This window comes from Nonomuraea basaltis, assembly GCF_005893125.1.
Lineage (GTDB): Bacteria > Actinomycetota > Actinomycetes > Streptosporangiales > Streptosporangiaceae > Nonomuraea > Nonomuraea basaltis.
In genome coordinates, this window is sequence record NZ_VCJS01000001.1 from 121,147 (window position 1) to 137,955 (window position 16,809).

14 protein-coding genes are annotated in these 16,809 nt (G+C 70.8%); 8 read left to right on the top strand and 6 right to left on the bottom strand.

What is annotated here, in order from left to right; genetic code table 11:
- Nucleotides 1-81: 81 nt before the first annotated feature.
- The 3 genes from EJK15_RS00605 (at nucleotide 82) to EJK15_RS00615 (ending at nucleotide 7,000) form a co-directional block, all read left to right on the top strand.
- Nucleotides 82-3,840 carry an AAA family ATPase gene (locus tag EJK15_RS00605; protein ID WP_138708336.1) on the top strand — a complete coding sequence of 1,253 codons (3,759 nt, stop codon included), beginning with the start codon at nucleotides 82-84 and terminating at the stop codon, nucleotides 3,838-3,840.
- A gap of 53 nt (nucleotides 3,841-3,893) precedes the next feature.
- Nucleotides 3,894-5,060, top strand: a complete 1,167-nt coding sequence (gene ftsY, locus EJK15_RS00610; RefSeq protein ID WP_138708337.1) for a signal recognition particle-docking protein FtsY — start codon at nucleotides 3,894-3,896, stop codon at nucleotides 5,058-5,060.
- A gap of 254 nt (nucleotides 5,061-5,314) precedes the next feature.
- Complete coding sequence (locus EJK15_RS00615) at nucleotides 5,315-7,000, top strand: tetratricopeptide repeat protein (protein ID WP_240776675.1); 1,686 nt, start codon at nucleotides 5,315-5,317, stop codon at nucleotides 6,998-7,000.
- Between the two features lie 28 nt (nucleotides 7,001-7,028).
- Here EJK15_RS00615 and EJK15_RS00620 read toward each other — a convergent pair whose 3' ends face one another.
- From EJK15_RS00620 to EJK15_RS00630, 3 genes are all read right to left on the bottom strand, one after another.
- On the bottom strand, nucleotides 7,029-7,832 hold the full coding sequence (locus EJK15_RS00620; protein WP_138708339.1) for an ABC transporter ATP-binding protein: 804 nt from the start codon (nucleotides 7,830-7,832) through the stop codon (nucleotides 7,029-7,031).
- Nucleotides 7,829-8,884, bottom strand: coding sequence for a FecCD family ABC transporter permease (locus tag EJK15_RS00625; protein WP_171074023.1), 1,056 nt, complete (start codon nucleotides 8,882-8,884; stop codon nucleotides 7,829-7,831). The genes EJK15_RS00620 and EJK15_RS00625 overlap by 4 nt, the downstream gene beginning before the upstream one ends.
- A 63-nt stretch (nucleotides 8,885-8,947) precedes the next feature.
- Nucleotides 8,948-9,982: a FecCD family ABC transporter permease gene (locus tag EJK15_RS00630; RefSeq protein WP_240776676.1), complete on the bottom strand. Its 1,035-nt coding sequence runs from the start codon at nucleotides 9,980-9,982 to the stop codon at nucleotides 8,948-8,950.
- A 101-nt stretch (nucleotides 9,983-10,083) separates the two neighbouring features.
- Between EJK15_RS00630 and EJK15_RS00635 the strand changes: the two genes are divergently transcribed.
- Entirely contained in the window at nucleotides 10,084-11,076 is a 993-nt protein-coding gene (locus EJK15_RS00635) for an ABC transporter substrate-binding protein (RefSeq protein WP_138708342.1), read from the top strand.
- 20 nt (nucleotides 11,077-11,096) lie between these two features.
- On the opposite strand, the gene EJK15_RS00640 is transcribed toward EJK15_RS00635, so the two are convergent.
- Entirely contained in the window at nucleotides 11,097-12,170 is a 1,074-nt protein-coding gene (locus EJK15_RS00640) for a PLP-dependent cysteine synthase family protein (RefSeq protein WP_138708343.1), read from the bottom strand.
- A gap of 248 nt (nucleotides 12,171-12,418) precedes the next feature.
- Between EJK15_RS00640 and EJK15_RS00645 the strand changes: the two genes are divergently transcribed.
- Nucleotides 12,419-13,006, top strand: coding sequence for a sigma-70 family RNA polymerase sigma factor (locus EJK15_RS00645; RefSeq protein WP_138708344.1), 588 nt, complete (start codon nucleotides 12,419-12,421; stop codon nucleotides 13,004-13,006).
- Here EJK15_RS00645 and EJK15_RS00650 read toward each other — a convergent pair.
- Nucleotides 13,003-13,896 carry a sensor histidine kinase gene (locus EJK15_RS00650; protein WP_171074024.1) on the bottom strand — a complete coding sequence of 298 codons (894 nt, stop codon included), beginning with the start codon at nucleotides 13,894-13,896 and terminating at the stop codon, nucleotides 13,003-13,005. The genes EJK15_RS00645 and EJK15_RS00650 overlap by 4 nt on opposite strands.
- Nucleotides 13,897-13,975: 79 nt before the next feature.
- Nucleotides 13,976-14,809, bottom strand: a complete 834-nt coding sequence (locus tag EJK15_RS00655) for a DMT family transporter (RefSeq protein WP_138708346.1) — start codon at nucleotides 14,807-14,809, stop codon at nucleotides 13,976-13,978.
- 92 nt (nucleotides 14,810-14,901) lie between these two features.
- Here EJK15_RS00655 and EJK15_RS00660 point away from each other — a divergent pair, with 92 nt between their 5' ends.
- From EJK15_RS00660 to EJK15_RS00670, 3 genes are all read left to right on the top strand, one after another.
- Nucleotides 14,902-15,477: a helix-turn-helix domain-containing protein gene (locus tag EJK15_RS00660; RefSeq protein WP_138708347.1), complete on the top strand. Its 576-nt coding sequence runs from the start codon at nucleotides 14,902-14,904 to the stop codon at nucleotides 15,475-15,477.
- Between the two features lie 176 nt (nucleotides 15,478-15,653).
- Nucleotides 15,654-15,959: a hypothetical protein gene (locus EJK15_RS00665; protein ID WP_138708348.1), complete on the top strand. Its 306-nt coding sequence runs from the start codon at nucleotides 15,654-15,656 to the stop codon at nucleotides 15,957-15,959.
- A gap of 30 nt (nucleotides 15,960-15,989) precedes the next feature.
- Complete coding sequence (locus EJK15_RS00670; RefSeq protein WP_171074025.1) at nucleotides 15,990-16,784, top strand: polysaccharide deacetylase family protein; 795 nt, start codon at nucleotides 15,990-15,992, stop codon at nucleotides 16,782-16,784.
- Nucleotides 16,785-16,809 lie beyond the last annotated feature (25 nt).

Below are 16,809 nucleotides of genomic sequence, written 5' to 3' on the forward strand. Positions count from 1 at the left end.
TCCCGGACTGTAGATGCCCACGTGGGGCAGTGAGGACCAGTAGTCTTTTCCGAAGTCCGTGTCAGGAGAAGGGGGCCGCGCTTGTATTTGAAGACCCTCACCCTGCGCGGCTTCAAGTCCTTCGCCTCCGCCACCGCCCTCCGGTTCGAGCCGGGCATCACCTGCGTGGTGGGTCCCAACGGCTCCGGCAAGTCCAACGTCGTCGACGCTTTGGCCTGGGTCATGGGCGAGCACAGCGCCAAGTCGCTGCGCGGCGGCAAGATGGAGGACGTCATCTTCGCCGGCACCTCCTCGAGGCCGCCGCTCGGGCGCGCCGAGGTGACGCTGACCATCGACAACTCCGACGGCGCGCTGCCGATCGACTACACCGAGGTCACGATCAGCCGGCTGATGTTCAGGTCGGGGCAGAGCGAATACGCGATCAACGGCGACACCTGCCGCCTGCTGGACATCCAGGAGCTGCTGTCCGACTCGGGCATCGGCCGCGAGATGCACGTCATCGTCGGCCAGGGCCAGCTGGACGCCGTCCTGCACGCGGGTCCTGAGGACCGGCGGGCGTTCATCGAAGAGGCCGCAGGTGTGCTCAAGCACCGCAAGCGCAAGGAAAAGGCGCTGCGCAAGCTGGACGCCATGCAGGCCAACCTGACCCGCGTCCAGGACCTCGCCACCGAGCTGCGCCGCCAGCTCAAACCGCTGGGCAGGCAGGCGGAGATCGCCCGCAAGGCCGCCGTCATCCAGGCCGACCTGCGCGACGCCAGGCTGCGGCTGCTGGCCGACGACATGGGCATCCTGCGTACGACGCTGGAGCGCGAGGCCGCCGACGAGGCCGCGATCATGGCCAGGCGCACCCAGGTGGAGACGGAGCTGGCCGAGGCCCAGCAGCGCGAGACGGCGCTGGAGACCGCCGAGGCCGAGGCCCAGCCTAGGCTGGCGGCCGCCCAGGAGACATACTTCAGGCTCTCGTCGCTGCGCGAGCGCATCACCGGCCTGGAGCAGCTCGCCGCGGAGCGCCACCGGCACGCCCTCGACGCGGCCGCCATCGAGCGCCGCGGCCGCGACCCCGAGGACCTCGAACGCGAGGCGGCCGGGGTGCGCGAGCAGGAGCTGATCCTCAAGGCCGAGCTGGAGCAGGCGCAGGAGCTGCTGGAGGAGGCCGTCCAGCGGCGGGCCGCCGGCGAGGCCGAGCTGAGCGCCGAGGAGCAGCGGCTGGCGCTGGCCGCCAGGGCCGCCGCCGACCGCCGCGAGGGGCTGGCCAGGCTCCGCGGCCAGGTCGACTCCGTTCGCAGCCGGGCCCGCGCCGCCGAGGACGAGATCGGGCGGCTCCAGCAGGCCGTGGCCGGCGCCGCCGAGCGCGAGCGGCAGGCCAGGGAAGACCTCGAGGCGCGGCGGCAGGAGGAGCCCGCGGTCGATCCCGCGCTCGCTGAGGAGCTGGCCACGGCGCAGGCCCTGGTCGAGGAGGCCAGGGCGGTCGCCGACGAGGCCCGGGTCGCGGCGGAGGAGGCCAAGTCGGCCCTGGACGCACCGCGCGCCGCCCTCCAGTCCGCCAAGTCGGGCGTCGCGACGGCGCGGGCCGCCGACCAGGAGGCGCAGCGCTCGGTGGCCGCCCTGCGGGCCCGCCGGGACGCGCTGGAGCTGGGGCTGGCCAAGGGCGACGGCGGCGCGGCCCTGCTTGAGGCCGACCTGGCCGGGGTGCTCGGACCACTGGCCGCCTCGATGCAGGTCACGCCGGGGGCCGAGCTGGCGGTGGCCGCCGTGCTGGGTCCCATCGCCGAATCGATCACCGTCAAGACCCTGGACACCGCCATCGAGGCCCTCGACCTGCTGCGCACCCAGGGCGCGGGCCAGGCCACCCTCCTGGTGGCGCTCCCCGCGGGCGGAGAAGACGACCACCCCCTGGTCCTGGACGACTCCACCGGCGCCGACTCGGCGGGCGGCTCCCCGGCGGCGCCCGGCGGGGGCAGGCGCCCGCGCACGGCGGCTCCTGAGGGCAGTCAGTGGGCCGCCGACCTGGTCACGGTTCCTGAGCATCTGCGCCCCGCCCTCGACCACGTGCTCAAGGACGTCGCCGTCGTGGACGACCTGGAGACGGCACGCGCGCTCGTCGAGCGTCACACCGGCATCAAGGCCGTCACCAAGGCGGGTGACGTGGTCGGCGCGCACCTGGCCAGCGGCGGGTCCGAAGGGGGCATCTCCGTGCTCCAAGTACGGGCGGCGTTCGACGAGGCCGTCAGGGACCTGGCGGAGGCTGAGAGCAGGGCTGAAGAGACCGCCGTGGCCCTGGACGAGGCGATCGAGACCGAGCAGGCCGCTCAGGCGGCGCTGGAGGCCGCACAGGCGCAGGTCAGCGAGGCCCAGACCGCCGTCACCACCGCCCAGGCCGGCGTCAGCGCCGCCCAGGGCACGCTCGACCAGGTCAGGGGCCGCCAGCGGGAGGCGGACCAGCGCACCGCGGCCGCCGCCAAGGAGCTGGCCCAGCTCGAGGCCGCCGCCGACGCCGCCCGTGCCGAGGCCGAGCGGCTGTCCGGGAGCGTCACGAGGGCGGAGGAGGCCCGCGCCGAGGGCCTGGAGGAGCTGGCCGATCTGGAGATCCGGCTGGCCGAGGCCGAATACGCCCAGGAGCTGGAGTCCGAGCCCACCACCGACCTGCGCGACGAGCTGGCGAGCGCCTGCGAGGCCGCCAGGCAGCGGGAGATGGACACCCGCCTGCAGGTCCGTTCCGCCGAGGAGCGCGTCAAGGGCATCGACGGCCGCGCCGACGCGCTCATGCGCGCCGCCGCGCGAGAGCGCGAGGAGCGCGCCCAGGCGGCCGCTCAGCGCGCCAGGCGCCGGCGGCAGGCCGCCGTGGCGGAGGCCGTCAGCAAGGGCGCCAAGCAGGTGCTCAGGGCCCTGGCCGAGTCCGTCCAGCTCGCCTCCAGGGAGCGCGACGAGGCCGACCTCGCCAGGGTCGCGATCGACGCCGAGCTCAAGCAGGTGCGCCTGCGCGTGCGCGAGCTCGGCCAGGAGCTCGACAAGCTGGTCAACCGCGTACACGGCAGTGAGGTCGCCCGCACCGAGCAGCGCCTGCGGCTGGAGCAGCTGGAGCAGCGGGCGATGGAGGAGTTCGGGGTCGAGATCGAGGCCCTGATCTCCGAGTACGGCCCCGAGGTCCCGGTCCCCGGCGACCCGCCGGTGCCGTACGTGCGGGAGGAGCAGGAGAAGCGGGCCAGGGCTGCCGAGCGGCAGATGAACCAGCTCGGCAAGGTCAACCCGCTGGCGCTGGAGGAGTTCGCGGCGCTGGAGGAGCGGCACGCGTTCCTCACCTCGCAGCTGGAGGACCTCAAGAAGACCAGGCGCGACCTCATGACCGTGGTCAAGGAGGTCGACGACCGGGTCGAGCAGATGTTCTCCTCGGCGTACGAGGACGTGGCCCGCGAGTTCGAGCAGATCTTCACCAGGGTGTTCCCCGGCGGCGACGGCCGCCTGGTGCTGACCGACCCGAACGACATGCTGACCACCGGCATCGAGGTCGAGGCCAGGCCGCCGGGCAAGAAGGTCAAGCGGCTGTCGTTGCTGTCGGGCGGCGAGCGGTCGCTGACCGCGGTGGCGTTCCTGATCTCCATCTTCAAGGCGCGGCCGTCGCCGTTCTACGTGATGGACGAGGTCGAGGCCGCGCTCGACGACACGAACACGCAGCGGTTGCTGAGGCTGTTCGAGGAGCTGCGGCAGAGCTCGCAGCTGATTGTCATCACCCACAACAAGCGCACGATGGAGATCGCCGACGCTCTCTACGGCGTGTCGATGCGCGGCGACGGCGTGACGCAGGTCGTCAGCCAGCGGCTTCGGGAGCGCGAGTCCGCCTGATCGGTGTGGCTTAGTGCGTGAGCATGCCGAACGATCTGGAAAACTGACATGTTGTGGAAGGTTATCTCGCCGTCATCGTGATCGTGGCCGTCGTCGCCCTGCTGGCGGCGGGCGGTCTCTTCCTGCTCTTCAGGCCGGGCCGCAAGGCGCCTCCGCCGGTCAAGCCGCCCGAGGCGCCCACCCTTCCCGAGGAGAGGCGGCCCGCGGCAGAGGAGGGGGAGGGCGCGACCACCACGCTCCCGCCGCCGGTCAAACCGGCCGAGCCGGTGGTCGTCAAGCCCGAGGTCGAGGTGCCGCCGCCGTCCGCGGGCCGGATGGTGCGGCTGCGCTCGCGGCTGGCGCGCTCGCAGAGCGCGCTCGGGCGCGGGCTGCTGGAGCTGCTGTCCCGCGACCGGCTCGACGACGACGTGTGGGACGAGATCGAGGAGAGCCTGATCACGGCCGACGTGGGCGTCACGCCGACCCGCGTCATGGTCGAGGAGCTGCGCACCAAGGTCAAGGTGCTGGGCAGCCGCTCGCCCGCGGAGGTGCGCGGCCTGCTGCGCGAGCAGCTGCTCGCCCTGGTCAACCCCGACCTCGACCGCACGCTGCACGTCCAGAAGCACGGCGAGCGGCCCGCGGTGGTGCTCGTCGTGGGCGTCAACGGCACCGGCAAGACCACCACCACCGGCAAGCTCGCCCGCTCCCTCATCGGCGACGGCAAGAAGGTCGTGCTCGGCGCGGCCGACACCTTCCGCGCCGCCGCCGCCGACCAGCTCCAGACCTGGGGCGAGCGGGTCGGCGCCGACACGGTGCGCGGTCCCGAGGGCGGCGACCCGGCCTCCGTGGCCTTCGACGCCACCGCCAAGGGCATCGAGGAGAAGGTCGACGTCGTCATCGTCGACACCGCCGGCCGCCTGCACACGAAGACCGGGCTCATGGACGAGCTGGGCAAGGTCAAGCGGGTCATCGAGAAGAAGGCCACGGTGGACGAGGTGCTGCTGGTCCTCGACGCCACCACGGGCCAGAACGGCATGCGCCAGGCCCAGGTGTTCGCCGAGGTCGTCAACATCACGGGCATCGCGCTGACCAAGCTCGACGGCACCGCCAAGGGCGGCATCGTGATCTCGGTGCAGCGCGAGCTGGGCGTCCCGGTCAAGCTGGTGGGGCTCGGCGAGGGGCCGGACGACCTGGCGCCGTTCGACCCCGAGGTGTTCGTGGACGCGATCCTGGGCGACTGACCTTTCCGGCCGGGCTGTAATCACCGTCGGAATGGCCCTTACCAGTTGAACCTTTGATCGGCGACTTCGTTCTGTGCTGACATGTACCGGTCATCAATGATCGCTCGATCCCGCGAAGACGCGAAAGGGCGCCAATGAAAAAGATCGTTGTTCACAGGCCCGGAACCGTGCGGCCCGCCGCCTCGGCCGCACCGAGGCACAACAGCTGAACGCGCAGGCCGGCACCTCGCCCGGGGCGCCGGCCACCGCGGAAAATGGGTCGCGTGGACACGATCATCCTCGACGCCGATCGCCGCATCGGCGGCCCCTACACGCTCGCCGCTGCACTCCTCGAGCATCTCGTCCCGCCGGCGCTGGAGCGCCGGCCCGACCTGGTGGCCGCCCACGACATCGAGATCCGCGCGGCGGCGCCGCGGATGCGCGACGCCGTTCCGGCGCGCCGGCGCTCGCTGGCCGACGACCTGCCCAGGGCGCAGCGTGTGCTCGTGCCCGGCGCCCGGCGCAGCCTCAGGATCGCCAACGGGCTGGCCGAGTTCGTCCGCGACCACCTGACCGGCGCCGGCGCGCTCGCGCTGATCGTGACGAACCTGGGCGAGGCCGACCACACCGATGGCGAGTTCGTCGCCGTGCTGCGGCGCAGGCTCGGCCCGGGCCTCTTGCGGATCGAGGATGGGCCGTCCGCTCCCGGGACGGGGCCGCTGCCCGCCGACTTCGACCGCTACCGCGACGAGGGCTTCCACCACGCCATGGCGGAGTCGGGCCTGGAGAGGCTGCGCGGCCTGACGTACGAGGACGACCCCGGGGGATGGCAGCACCTCCTGCAGCGGGTCGCCGCCGCCCTGGAGGCCATCGAACGCGAGGACGAAGCCCGCGAGCTCTACGACCGGGCCCGGCGCCTGAGCACCGACCCCAAGCACCGCGCCACCGTCGCCTACGCCACCGCCATGATCCTCGTACGCCACCACGACCCGGCCCGGCGCGACCCCGAGCAGGCCCTGGCCTGGATCAACGAGGCGATCACGATCACGTCCCTGCTGCCCGACCCCCGCGAGCGCGCCTTCCACCTCGGCTTCGACCTCAACGGCAAGGCCCTGGTGGAAGTACGCAGGGGCCGCCACGACGCCGCCATGGACCTCGTCCAGCAGGCCATCGACCTTGCCGAGGCGCACCTGCCCGGTGAGCACCCGATCCACCGGCTCGTGCTGCACGCCAACCGCGCCCAGCTCCTGGCCGCGGCGGGCCGTACGGACCAGGCGCTGGCCGACTACACGCGCGCCGTCGAGGCCGACCCCGGCTACCCTGACTATTACCTCGACCGGGGCAACCTGCTGCACAGGCTCGGCAGGGCGGAGGAGGCGCTGGCCGACTACGAGGCCGTCATGCGGCTGAGCCCGCCCTTCCCCGAGGCGTACTACAACCGCTCCGAGCTCCGGTTCGCCGAGGGCGACCTCGAGGGCGCCCGCGCCGACCTGGATCACACGCTGGAGCTGGACCCCGAGTTCGCGCCCGCCTACGTCAACCGCAGCGGGATGGCGGGGGCCATGGGGGACTACGAGCTGGCCAGGAAGGACGTGGAGCGCGGGCTGGCGCTGGCGCCGCGCGACCCCCACCTGCTGTGCGTGCTCGGGCAGGTGGAGCAGGCCGCGGGCCGGCACCCGGAGGCGCAGGCCGCTTACGACCAGGCGCTGGAGCTCGACCCCGACCTGGTGGCGGCCTGGGCGAGCCGCGCCGAGCTGGCCTACGAGCACGGCGACAACGGCGCGGCCCTGGCCGACCTCACCCGCGCGCTGAAGCTGGAGGAGACCGCCGAGCTGCTGTTCAACAGGTCGGTGGTCTATCGCGCCGCGGGCCGGCCGGACAAGGCCAGGCAGGACCTGCTCAAGGCCGCCCAGCTCGCCCCGGGCGACGAGGACGTCGGGCGGGCGCTGGCCGAGGTGTGACCCGTGGCCCACTCGCCGCCGCGGCGGGTCAGGTTTTCTGCGCTCCAGCATGGGAGCGCGGGCGGATCGGGATGACCAGCGGCGTCCCCGCCACGGGATCTTCGATGACCTTGGCGTCCAGCTCGAACACGTCGCCCAGCAGCTCCTCGGTGAGCACCTCGTGCGGGGTGCCCGCCGCGATCACCTTCCCGGCGCGCATGGCCACCAGGCGGTCGGCGTACCGGGCGGCCAGGTTGAGGTCGTGCAGCACCATGACGACCGTGCGGCCCGCCTCCTGGTGCAGGTGCCGTACGAGCTCCAGCACCTCCACCTGATGCGCCAGGTCCAGGAACGTGGTCGGCTCGTCGAGCAGCAGCAGATCCGTGCCCTGGGCCAGCGCCATGGAGATCCACGCCCGCTGCCGCTGCCCGCCCGACAGCTCGTCCAGCGGCCGCTCGGCCAGGTCGGCCAGGCCCGTCATGTCCAGCGCCGTCGCGACCGCCTGCTCGTCGTCGGAGGACCACTGCCGGTACCACGTCTGGTGCGGATGCCGGCCCCTGGCCACCAGGTCGGCGACGGTCAGCCCTTCGGGAGCGGTGGGGGCCTGGGGGAGCACGCCGAGGATCTTGGCCACCTCGCGGGTGGGGATCTTGTCGATGCGCTTGCCGTCCAGCAGCACCTCGCCGCCGTGGGGCTTGAGCAGCCGGCCCAGCGCGCGCAGCAGGGTGGACTTGCCGCAGCCGTTCGGGCCGATGATGGTGGTCACGGTGCCCGCTTCGATGCCCAGGTCGAGATCGTCGACGACGATACGATCGCCGTACCCGAGCTTGACGCCGGCGGCCTGCAGTCTCACTTCCGAGCCCTCCAGATGAGGTGGATCAAATACGGAGCGCCCAGGACGGCGGTGACGATGCCGACGGGCAGTTCGAGCGGGGAGAACGCGGTCCTGGCGATCAGGTCGGCGACCGTGGTGAGGACGCCGCCGATGACCGCCGAGCACAGCAGCGGCGGCTGTCCCGAGCGGGCCAGCCGGAGCGCGATCTGCGGCGAGGCGAGCGCCACGAACGCGATCGGCCCGGCGGAGGCGGTGGCCACGGCGGCCAGCAGGACGGCGGCCAGGATCATCAGGGCACGCGCCAGGTTCGTCCGGACGCCCAGGGACGTGACCGTGTCGTCGCCGAAGCGCAGCGCGTCGAGCGAGCGGGTGCCGAGCAGCGTCAGCGGCACCAGCAAAGCCAAGGCCAGTGCCGTGGGCGCCACGTGCTCCCAGCCACGGCCGTTGAGCGAGCCGCTGATCCAGACCATGGCGCGGCTGGTGTCGTTCACGTCGCCGATGGTCAGGAGCCAGAACTTGATGTTGGTGAAGACGGCGGCCACGCCGATGCCGACCAGCACCAGGCGGTAGCCGTCGAGGCCGCGCCGCCATGCCAGACCGTACACGATGGCTGCGCCGATCAGGCCGCCGAGCAGGGCGAGCGCGGGGATTCCGAGGGCGGCGAGCAGGCCGCTCGTGCCGCCGTACACGCTGCCGCTGGCCACCACGCCCGCCACGACGGTGACGGAGGCGCCGGTGGTGACGCCGAGGATCTCGGGGCTGGCCAGCGGGTTGCGGGCGATGGACTGGATGATCGCGCCGGATAGCGCGAGCGCGGCGCCGACCAGGGCGCCGGTCAGCGCGCGCGGCAGGCGCAGCTCCATGATGACGAAGTGGGCGGCACTGCTCTGGTCGAAGGTGCCGGCGATCACCTCGCCCAGCGTCATCTGGATCTCGCCGATGCGCATGTTCATGGCCATGAGCAGGGCGAGCAGTACGAGGCCGAGCAGAGTGATCGCGACGCCGCGCAGGCGTAGCCGCCACGACAGGCCGGCGACGCGCAGGGGGATGGCAAGCTCAGAAGTCGGCATGAGATCGCCCTGACACAGTGATCTCAAAGCCGGCATGAGATCGCCCTAACGCAACAGTGGTCATCACAGGCGCACCGGCTTCCTGCGGCGGACCAGGGCCACGAAGAACGGGGCGCCGATCAGTGCCAGCACCACACCCACCTCCAGCTCGCCCGGCGGGGCCACCACGCGGCCGATCACGTCGGCGACCAGCAGCAGCGCCGCGCCGATCAACCCCGAGTACGGCAGCAGCCACCGGTGGTCGGTGCCCGCCATGGGACGGGCCAGGTGGGGCACGATCAGGCCGACGAACGACATCGAGCCACAGGCGGCGACCGCCGCGCCGGACAGCAGGGTGACGGCGGCGACGCCGATGGTGCGGGTCATGGCGATGTTCTGGCCGAGGCTCCTGGCCACGTCCTCGCCGAGGGAGAGCGCGTTCAGTCCCGGGGCGTTGATCATCGCCAGGACCAGGCCGGTCAGGATGAACGGCAGCACCTGCCAGACCACGTCGGGGCCCCTGGCCGCGATCGAGCCCGCCTGCCAGAAGCGGAACACGTCCATCGCCTGTTCGTCCAGCAGCACGATGGCCGAGGTGAGGGCGTACAGGAAGGCGCTGACGGCGGTGCCGGCGAGCGCCAGCGTGACCGGGGTGGGGCCGCCCCTGCCGCCCACCATGCCGAGCGCGAACACCGCCACGCTGGCGACCAGCGCGCCCGCCAGCCCGAACCAGATGTAGACGAGCAGGCTGGAGGCGCCGAGCAGGATGATCGAGGCCACCATCGCGAACGCCGCGCCCTGCGTGACGCCGAGCAGCCCTGGGTCGGCGAGAGGGTTGCGGGTGTGGCCCTGCATGAGCGCGCCCGCCACGCCGAGCGCGATGCCGGCGAGCACGCCGAGCACAGTCCGCGGGATGCGCAGGGAACGGATGACGATGTCGTTCTCGGTGCCGGTGGGCGCTGTGAGCGCGGTCCAGGCGTCCGCGAGCGGCACGGACTTGGCGCCGATCGTGATGCTCAGCACCACCGCGACCAGCACGGCGGCGAAAAGACCTAAGAGGACGGTGAGCCGGCGCTGACGGATGCCGTGGAGGCGCGGCGCGGCGGCGGTTACGCTCACCCGTTCCCTCCTCAGCGTTTGCTCGATCCTGGTGAAGTATGCCAGCTTAGGCAGGGCTAACCTAATTTAGGTTTGCCTTACTTCCTCGGGAAAGGGATCTGATGAAACCGTTGCGCGCGCTGGTCGGTGCTCTCCTCGTTGTGGGACTCGCCGCCTGCGGCTCGGCCGAGCCCACGGCCACGACCTCCACCACCTCCACCACGGCGAGCGCGCCGTTCGCGACCGTGAAGCACGCGATGGGCGAGACGACGATCCCGGCCCAGCCGAAGCGCGTGGTGGCGCTCGACCAGAGCTTCGTCGATGCCGTCCTCACGCTGGAGACGCCCGTCGTGGGCTACACGACGTACCGGTCGCTCGACGACAAGCTGCCGGCCTACCTGGGGACGGTCGCCGAGACAAATGGCAAGGAAGCGACCCCGGTCGGCACGCTGGCGGAGCCGAGCCTGGAGAAGATCATCGCGCTCAAGCCCGACCTGATCGTCTCGGCCAAGGTCCGGCACGAGGCCCTGTACGACAAGCTCTCCAAGATCGCGCCGACCGTCTTCAGCGAGACCACAGGGGCCATCTGGAAGGAGAACCTCCGGCTCATGGGCCAGGCCCTGGGCAAGCAGGAGCTCGCGGACACCAGGATCAAGGAGTACGAGGACCGGGCGGCCAAGATCGGTGCGGCGATCAAGGAGAAGGACGGCGAGCTGCCCACGATCTCGATCGTGCGCTTCGCCGGTGAGCCGACGGTCCGGCTGTACGTCGAGAAGTCCTACTCCGGCCTGGTGATGAAGGACATCGGCTTCCCGCGCCCCGAGGGCCAGCCGACCGTGCAGGACACGATCGCGGTCGACGTGAGCCAGGAGCGGATCTCGGACCTGGACGCCGAACACATCTTCGTCGCGACCTATGAGGACCCCGAGGACCCGGCGATCGAGGAGTCGAAGGAGAAGTTCGTGAGCAACCCGCTGTGGGGCAAGCTCAAGGGCGAGAAGCACGAAGTCAGCGACCTGACATGGATGACCGCCGTGGGCATCCAGGGCGCGCACGCCATCCTGGACGACGTGGCCAAGTTCTTCGGCGTCGACCCGGCCAAGACGACCTCCTGACGGTTCTTCGTACCGCCTCCCTAACGGGGCAGGAAGGCGCGGAGCTGCGTCAGGTGGGGCTCGATGTCCAGATGCTGGCCGGCGAGCCATTGCGGGTTGCCGTACGTCCCCTTGTAGCGGTCGCCGCTGTCGCAGATCAGCGTGACGATGCTGCCCTGCTCGCCCGCCCGCCGCATCTCGTCGATGAGCTCCACGCAGGCCGCCATGTTCGTGCCCGTGGAGCCGCCGACGTCCAGGCCGGTGACCTCGCGGGTCCAGTGCATGGCGGCGATCGAGCGGGCGTCGGGTACGGCCATCATGCGGTCGATGACGGACGGCTGGAAGGACGGTTCCACGCGGGGCCGGCCGATGCCCTCGATGCGGGAGCCGGGAGCGGTGGCGGAGGCGTCGCCGGAGAGCCAGCTAGGGTAGAAGGCCGAGCCCTCGGGGTCGGCGACGGCCAGGCGGGTGGCGTGGCGGCGGTAGCGGATGTAGCGGCCGATGGTCGACGACGTGCCGCCGGTGCCGGCCCCGACCACGATCCAGGAGGGCTCGGGGTAGGGCTCCAAGGACATCTGGGAATAGATCGACTCGGCGATGTTGTTGTTGCCGCGCCAGTCGGTGGCCCGCTCCGCGTAGGTGAACTGGTCCATGAAGTGGCCGGAGGTCTCGGCGGCCAGACGGTGAGACTCGTCATAGATCGCGCCGGGGTCCGCGACGAGGTGACATTTCCCACCGTAGAACTCGATGAGGTGGATCTTCTCCGGTGACGTGGACGCCGGCATGACGGCGATGAACGGCAGGCCGAGCAGCCGGGCGAAGTAGGCCTCGCTCACGGCGGTCGATCCGCTGGACGCCTCGACGATCGTCGTCGTGGGCCCGATCCAGCCGTTGGCCAGGCCATAGAGGAACAGGGACCGAGCAAGTCGATGTTTGAGTGAACCAGTTGGGTGCACCGACTCGTCTTTAAGGTAGAGGTTTACACCCCAGTCGGAGGGCAGCGGAAAGACGTGCAGATGTGTGTCGCAACTACGGTTGGCGTCGGCTTCGACCTTGCGTATGGCCTCCGCCACCCAGCGGCGTGTCCCCGCATCGTGGCGGTCCCTGAAATCCATGTCCTTACGCTATCCCATGTGACTCTGGCCACTATTACAGCGAAATTGGGTGGGTAGTGTTATGATAACGAGACTTGTCCGGCCGTGGACGTGACCACGCACGCCGCGAGCAGATGGACAGAAACCCCTTCTGACCAAGGCGGAACCTCTCTAACGCGTCCCTTACTCGGGACTTGCCATGATGGGAGCGCCGTCAGGCGGCCTGTGCCGAAACGGGGGATAGCGCAAGGGGGAATGAATTGATCACTATGACCGATGAGCAGCGACAGGATTGGTTCGAACGCGATGTCGTGCCCGTGACGTCGCAGCTGTTCGCTTCCGCCATGCGCTTGACCCGCAACGCCGCCGACGCGGAAGACCTGGTGCAGGAGACGGTGGCGAAGGCCTACACGTCGTACCACCAGTTCCGCGAGGGCACGAACCTCAAGGCGTGGCTGCACCGGATCCTGACCAACAACTTCATCAACGACTACCGCAAGAAGCAGCGCTCGCCCAAGCTGTCCGCCGCCGAGGACATCGAGGACTGGCAGCTGCACGCCGCCGAGTCGCACAGCTCGTCGGGCCTGCGGTCGGCCGAGACCGAGGCGCTCGACCGGCTGCCCGACAGCGTCGTGATGAACGCCCTGCGCTCCCTTCCCGAGGACTTCCGCGTGGCCGTCTACCTGGCCGACGTCGAGGGGTTCGCGTACAAGGAGATCGCCGAGCGCATGGGCACGCCCATCGGCACGGTCATGTCCCGGCTGCACCGGGGCCGCCGCCAGTTGCGCGGCATGCTGGAGGAGTACGCCCGCGAGGAGGGCGCCCTGCGGCTCCCGGCCCAGCGTGCGGCGGCTTAGGACCCCATAGACAGATGAAGGCGGACGCGTAACACGCCGCCTTCCGCGCGCAGCTCCACGACGTCGCAGAGCTGGCGGCTGATCCAGAGCCCGTATCCCCTGGGGGATTCGGGCTCTGGTGGTATGTAGCCGGGTAAGGGGTCGTCCAGGGCGCCCCCAGGATCGGCGATCTCGCAGACGAGCTCCCCGTCGCTCACCCACATCGTGATCGTGCCGAACCCGGCGCCGTGCTCGATGCTGTTCGCGGCGATCTCGGAGACGCTGATGACGAGCGACGTGATCAGGTTGCGGTCCATGCCCGCCGCCCGGGCGTAGTCGCCCACGCTCTGGCGCAGCCGCCGCAGCTCGCGCGCGGTGAAGCGGATGGTCACGGCGCCGGGACCGGGCTCGGGGAGCGGGGCCCGGTCGTGGTCCAGCACGAGCTCGTGGGGCGGGACGAACCGGGTGCTCGCCGCCTCGCCGTCCGCGCCGAGCAGCACTGGATGGTTCACCGCGTTGTAGTCGAGCACCGTGGGCGGCACCTTGCGGCGGTCGTACAGGCACAGCATGACGGACGCCGCCGGGCCGAGCGCGGCGTTCACCACGGACTCGCAGCGGATCATCTCGCTGATCTCGCGCTCGCTCCTGCCCTTCCAGATGGGCTCGCCGATCACGAGGGTACGGCGCCCCCGCGTGTATTCGTGGTAAGCGGCGAGCGTCCGGTACGGGTGCCCGTACCAGGCGGTGGAGACCCGGCTGTCGATGAGTCCCGCGTCGCCCCCGAGGGCGTCGGCCAGCAGGCCGAGCTTGGGCGCGCAGGTGACCACCAGCACTCGCCTGCCCTCGTCCAGCGCGGCCCGCACGCGCGGCACGGCGAGATCCAGAAAGGACTCATCAGAGTCGTACGGCACCCCAACGTGCCTCAGACCCTCGCCATCGGTACGTGCCCGCTCAGGGCGCACGGGCGAAACGTAGCAAGCGCCGGCGGGGCTACGCAACGGCTATGAGCGCCACCGCTCCCAGCGCGCATGCGACGCCGGCCACCTGGATCCCCCGTAGCCGCTCTCCGAGCACCTGCCTGGCGAGCAGCAGGGTGCTGGCGGGGTAGAGGGAGACCAGTACGGCGACCAGGCTGAGCAGGCCCTGGCGCTGCGCCAGCAGGTAGAGGACGTTGGCCGCCATGTCCAGCACGCCCGCGGCCACGATGATGCGCAGCGAGCCCGCGCTCGGCCGCAGCGTACGCCGGGTGGCCAGGGCCAGCAGCGCCACCGTGGTCACCGAGGACAGTCTCGCCCCGACCAGCGGCCACAGGCCCGCGTCGGACGGCGCCATGGCCAGCAGGATGAAGAATCCGCCGAACCCGGCGCCCGCGGCCAGCGACGTCAGCAGGGCGCCGAGCGAGGCGCGCCCCTTCGCGGACCCGTCCTGGCTGACCAGCAGCACCGCGCCCAGCGCCAGCACCACGCCCACCAGCGCCCAGAACCCCGGCCGCTCACCCGTCGCCAGCCCGAACACCACCGGCAGCGTCGCCGAGGTGACCGCCGTCGTCGGCGCGACCACCGACATGGTCCCCGCGGCCAGCGCCCGGTAGAACAGCGCCAGCCCGGCGGCGCCCGACAGCCCCGCGGCCAGTCCCCAGAGCAGCGCGCGGTCGGTGAACGCGCCCGGCAGCGCCGGCAGGAGGCCGAGGATCAGCGCCAGCCCGGCGATCTGCGAGAGCGCGACGACTGAGAGCACTTGGGTTCGCCTGCTGGCCAGGCCGCCGAAGAAGTCGGCCGTGCCGTAGACCACCGCGCAGACGGTCGCCAAGATCACTGCGGTCACCGGTCATCCCTTCATAGTTCAATACATTGCACGCCTAGTACAACACAGTGAGTGCAACATAGTGCAAATCAGTTTCACTAGACTGAACTTCCATGGAGGACCCAGAGCTGATCAACCAGGCCATCGCCAACAACGTCCGCTTCCAGCGCTCGCATCGCGCGCTGACGCTGGACCAGCTGGCCGCCAGGTCTGGTGTCAGCCGCGGGATGCTCGTGCAGGTGGAGCAGGGGCGTACGAACCCGAGCGTCTCCACCCTCACCAGGATCGCCTCGGCCCTGGGCGTCACCGTGGCCCGGCTGGTCGAGGTGGCCGACGTCCCCATGGTGCGCATCGTGGACAAAGCCGACGTGGTCACGTTCCACCAGGGCGACGTGCAGGCGCGGCTGCTCGTCGGCGCGGACACGCCGATGATCCTGGAGCTCTGGGACTGGCGCCTGGCGCCGGGCGAGCACCACGACGGCGACGCCCACCCGCCCGGCACCCGCGAGATGCTGACCGTGCTGGACGGCGAGCTGACCCTCACGGTCTACGGCAAGAGCCATGTGATCGGCAAGGACGACGCTGTGCTCTTCACCGCCGACCGGCCCCATCGCTATGCGAACCTGGGCAAGGAGCCGCTCAGGCTGGTGATGGTGGTCGCCGAACCCCGCGAGGCCCCCGACCACTGACGTTCGGGATCATCGGTTGGAGTGGGCACGTCCGCACATTGCGGGACAGGCGGCACCGGCGGTTGCCGCAGAGGGGCACGAGTTGATGGTTGACGATTACTCCATGTCTTGGACGGCGGATGCCCATTGTTGGGTACATCCCTGGTGTACGGCGGAACGTCGGCAGGGGGTGGCGTGTGAGTGAGGCCCGAGCGGCGACGGAGAAGCTCCAGGCGGAGCTCCATGGTCTGGGCGTCACCAACTCGTACGAGGTGGGCGACGACGCGACCATCTCGGTGTGGATCGGTCTGGTCGTTCGCTACAGGGATGGTTTTTACCGCTGGCAGGAAGGACCGGTGAAACGTCGGCATCTGGGTACGGATCCGGTCGGATGTGCCATACGCGTGGCGCGCCGCTACAAGGAACTGCAGGCGGATATCCCACTCTGGTGGGACGACCTGGCCAGGGAACTGCGGGGGAAACCGGCCCAGGACTATCCGTAGGCCCCCGCATGCGGCGTTTCGGGGGGAAGCATGCGCGTGTGGGCCTTGCCGCTGGCCCTGCTCGCCCTGGTGGCCTGCGTCACCGAGTCGGTGGCGCACCGCCGGCAGGCCAAGCCGCCGGTGGTCGTCCTACCCAGGCCGGTACCGATCGATCCGGTCCTGGTGGCCAGACGGCTGGCGTCGATGCAGCCCGGCTGGCCGCGCAGCCGCAGGTTCGACTGCTCGCGGATCAAGTGCGTGGCACTGACCTTCGACGACGGGCCGGGCGAGCCCACGGGCCGACTGCTCGACCTGCTCAAGCGGCGTGACGTCAGGGCCACGTTCTTCGTCATCGGGCAGATGGTGGCCGCCGACCAGGGCGGCCGTACCGTCCGCCGCATGGTGGACGACGGTCACGAGCTCGGCAACCACTCCTGGAGCCATCCTCCGCTGGCCGAGCTGCCGCTGGAGGCGGTCAGGAAGGAGCTCCAGGACACCGACGACATCGTGGAGCGGCTGACCGGGGTCCGGATGCGGGTGATGCGGCCGCCGTACGGATCCACCGACGACGACGTCGCCGAGGAGACCCGCCGCGAGGGGCTGGCGCAGATCCTGTGGAACGTCGACACCCTCGACTGGCGCGACCGGGTCTCCACGACCGTGGCCAAGCGGGCGGGCGAGGCCAAGCCGGGGTCGATCGTCCTGCTGCACGACATCCACCCCAGCACCGTGGACGCCGTGCCGGCGTTGCTCGACACGCTCAGCAGGAAGGGCTACACGTTCGTCACGGTCTCGGAGCTGTACGGCAGGACGCCCGAGCCGGGGATGATGTACACCGAGCGGTGACCCGGGATGTCGGTGGCACGTGGCA

What these genes read in the sequence shown, in the direction of transcription:
- EJK15_RS00660 (WP_138708347.1), top strand. Translation starts at nt 14,902, where the DNA reads ATGGAGGACCCAGAGCTGATCAACCAGGCCATCGCCAACAACGTCCGC.
- EJK15_RS00640 (WP_138708343.1), bottom strand. Translation starts at nt 12,170, where the DNA reads ATGGATTTCAGGGACCGCCACGATGCGGGGACACGCCGCTGGGTGGCG.
- EJK15_RS00645 (WP_138708344.1), top strand. Translation starts at nt 12,419, where the DNA reads ATGACCGATGAGCAGCGACAGGATTGGTTCGAACGCGATGTCGTGCCC.
- EJK15_RS00625 (WP_171074023.1), bottom strand. Translation starts at nt 8,884, where the DNA reads ATGCCGACTTCTGAGCTTGCCATCCCCCTGCGCGTCGCCGGCCTGTCG.
- EJK15_RS00615 (WP_240776675.1), top strand. Translation starts at nt 5,315, where the DNA reads ATGGGTCGCGTGGACACGATCATCCTCGACGCCGATCGCCGCATCGGC.
- EJK15_RS00635 (WP_138708342.1), top strand. Translation starts at nt 10,084, where the DNA reads ATGAAACCGTTGCGCGCGCTGGTCGGTGCTCTCCTCGTTGTGGGACTC.
- EJK15_RS00670 (WP_171074025.1), top strand. Translation starts at nt 15,990, where the DNA reads ATGCGCGTGTGGGCCTTGCCGCTGGCCCTGCTCGCCCTGGTGGCCTGC.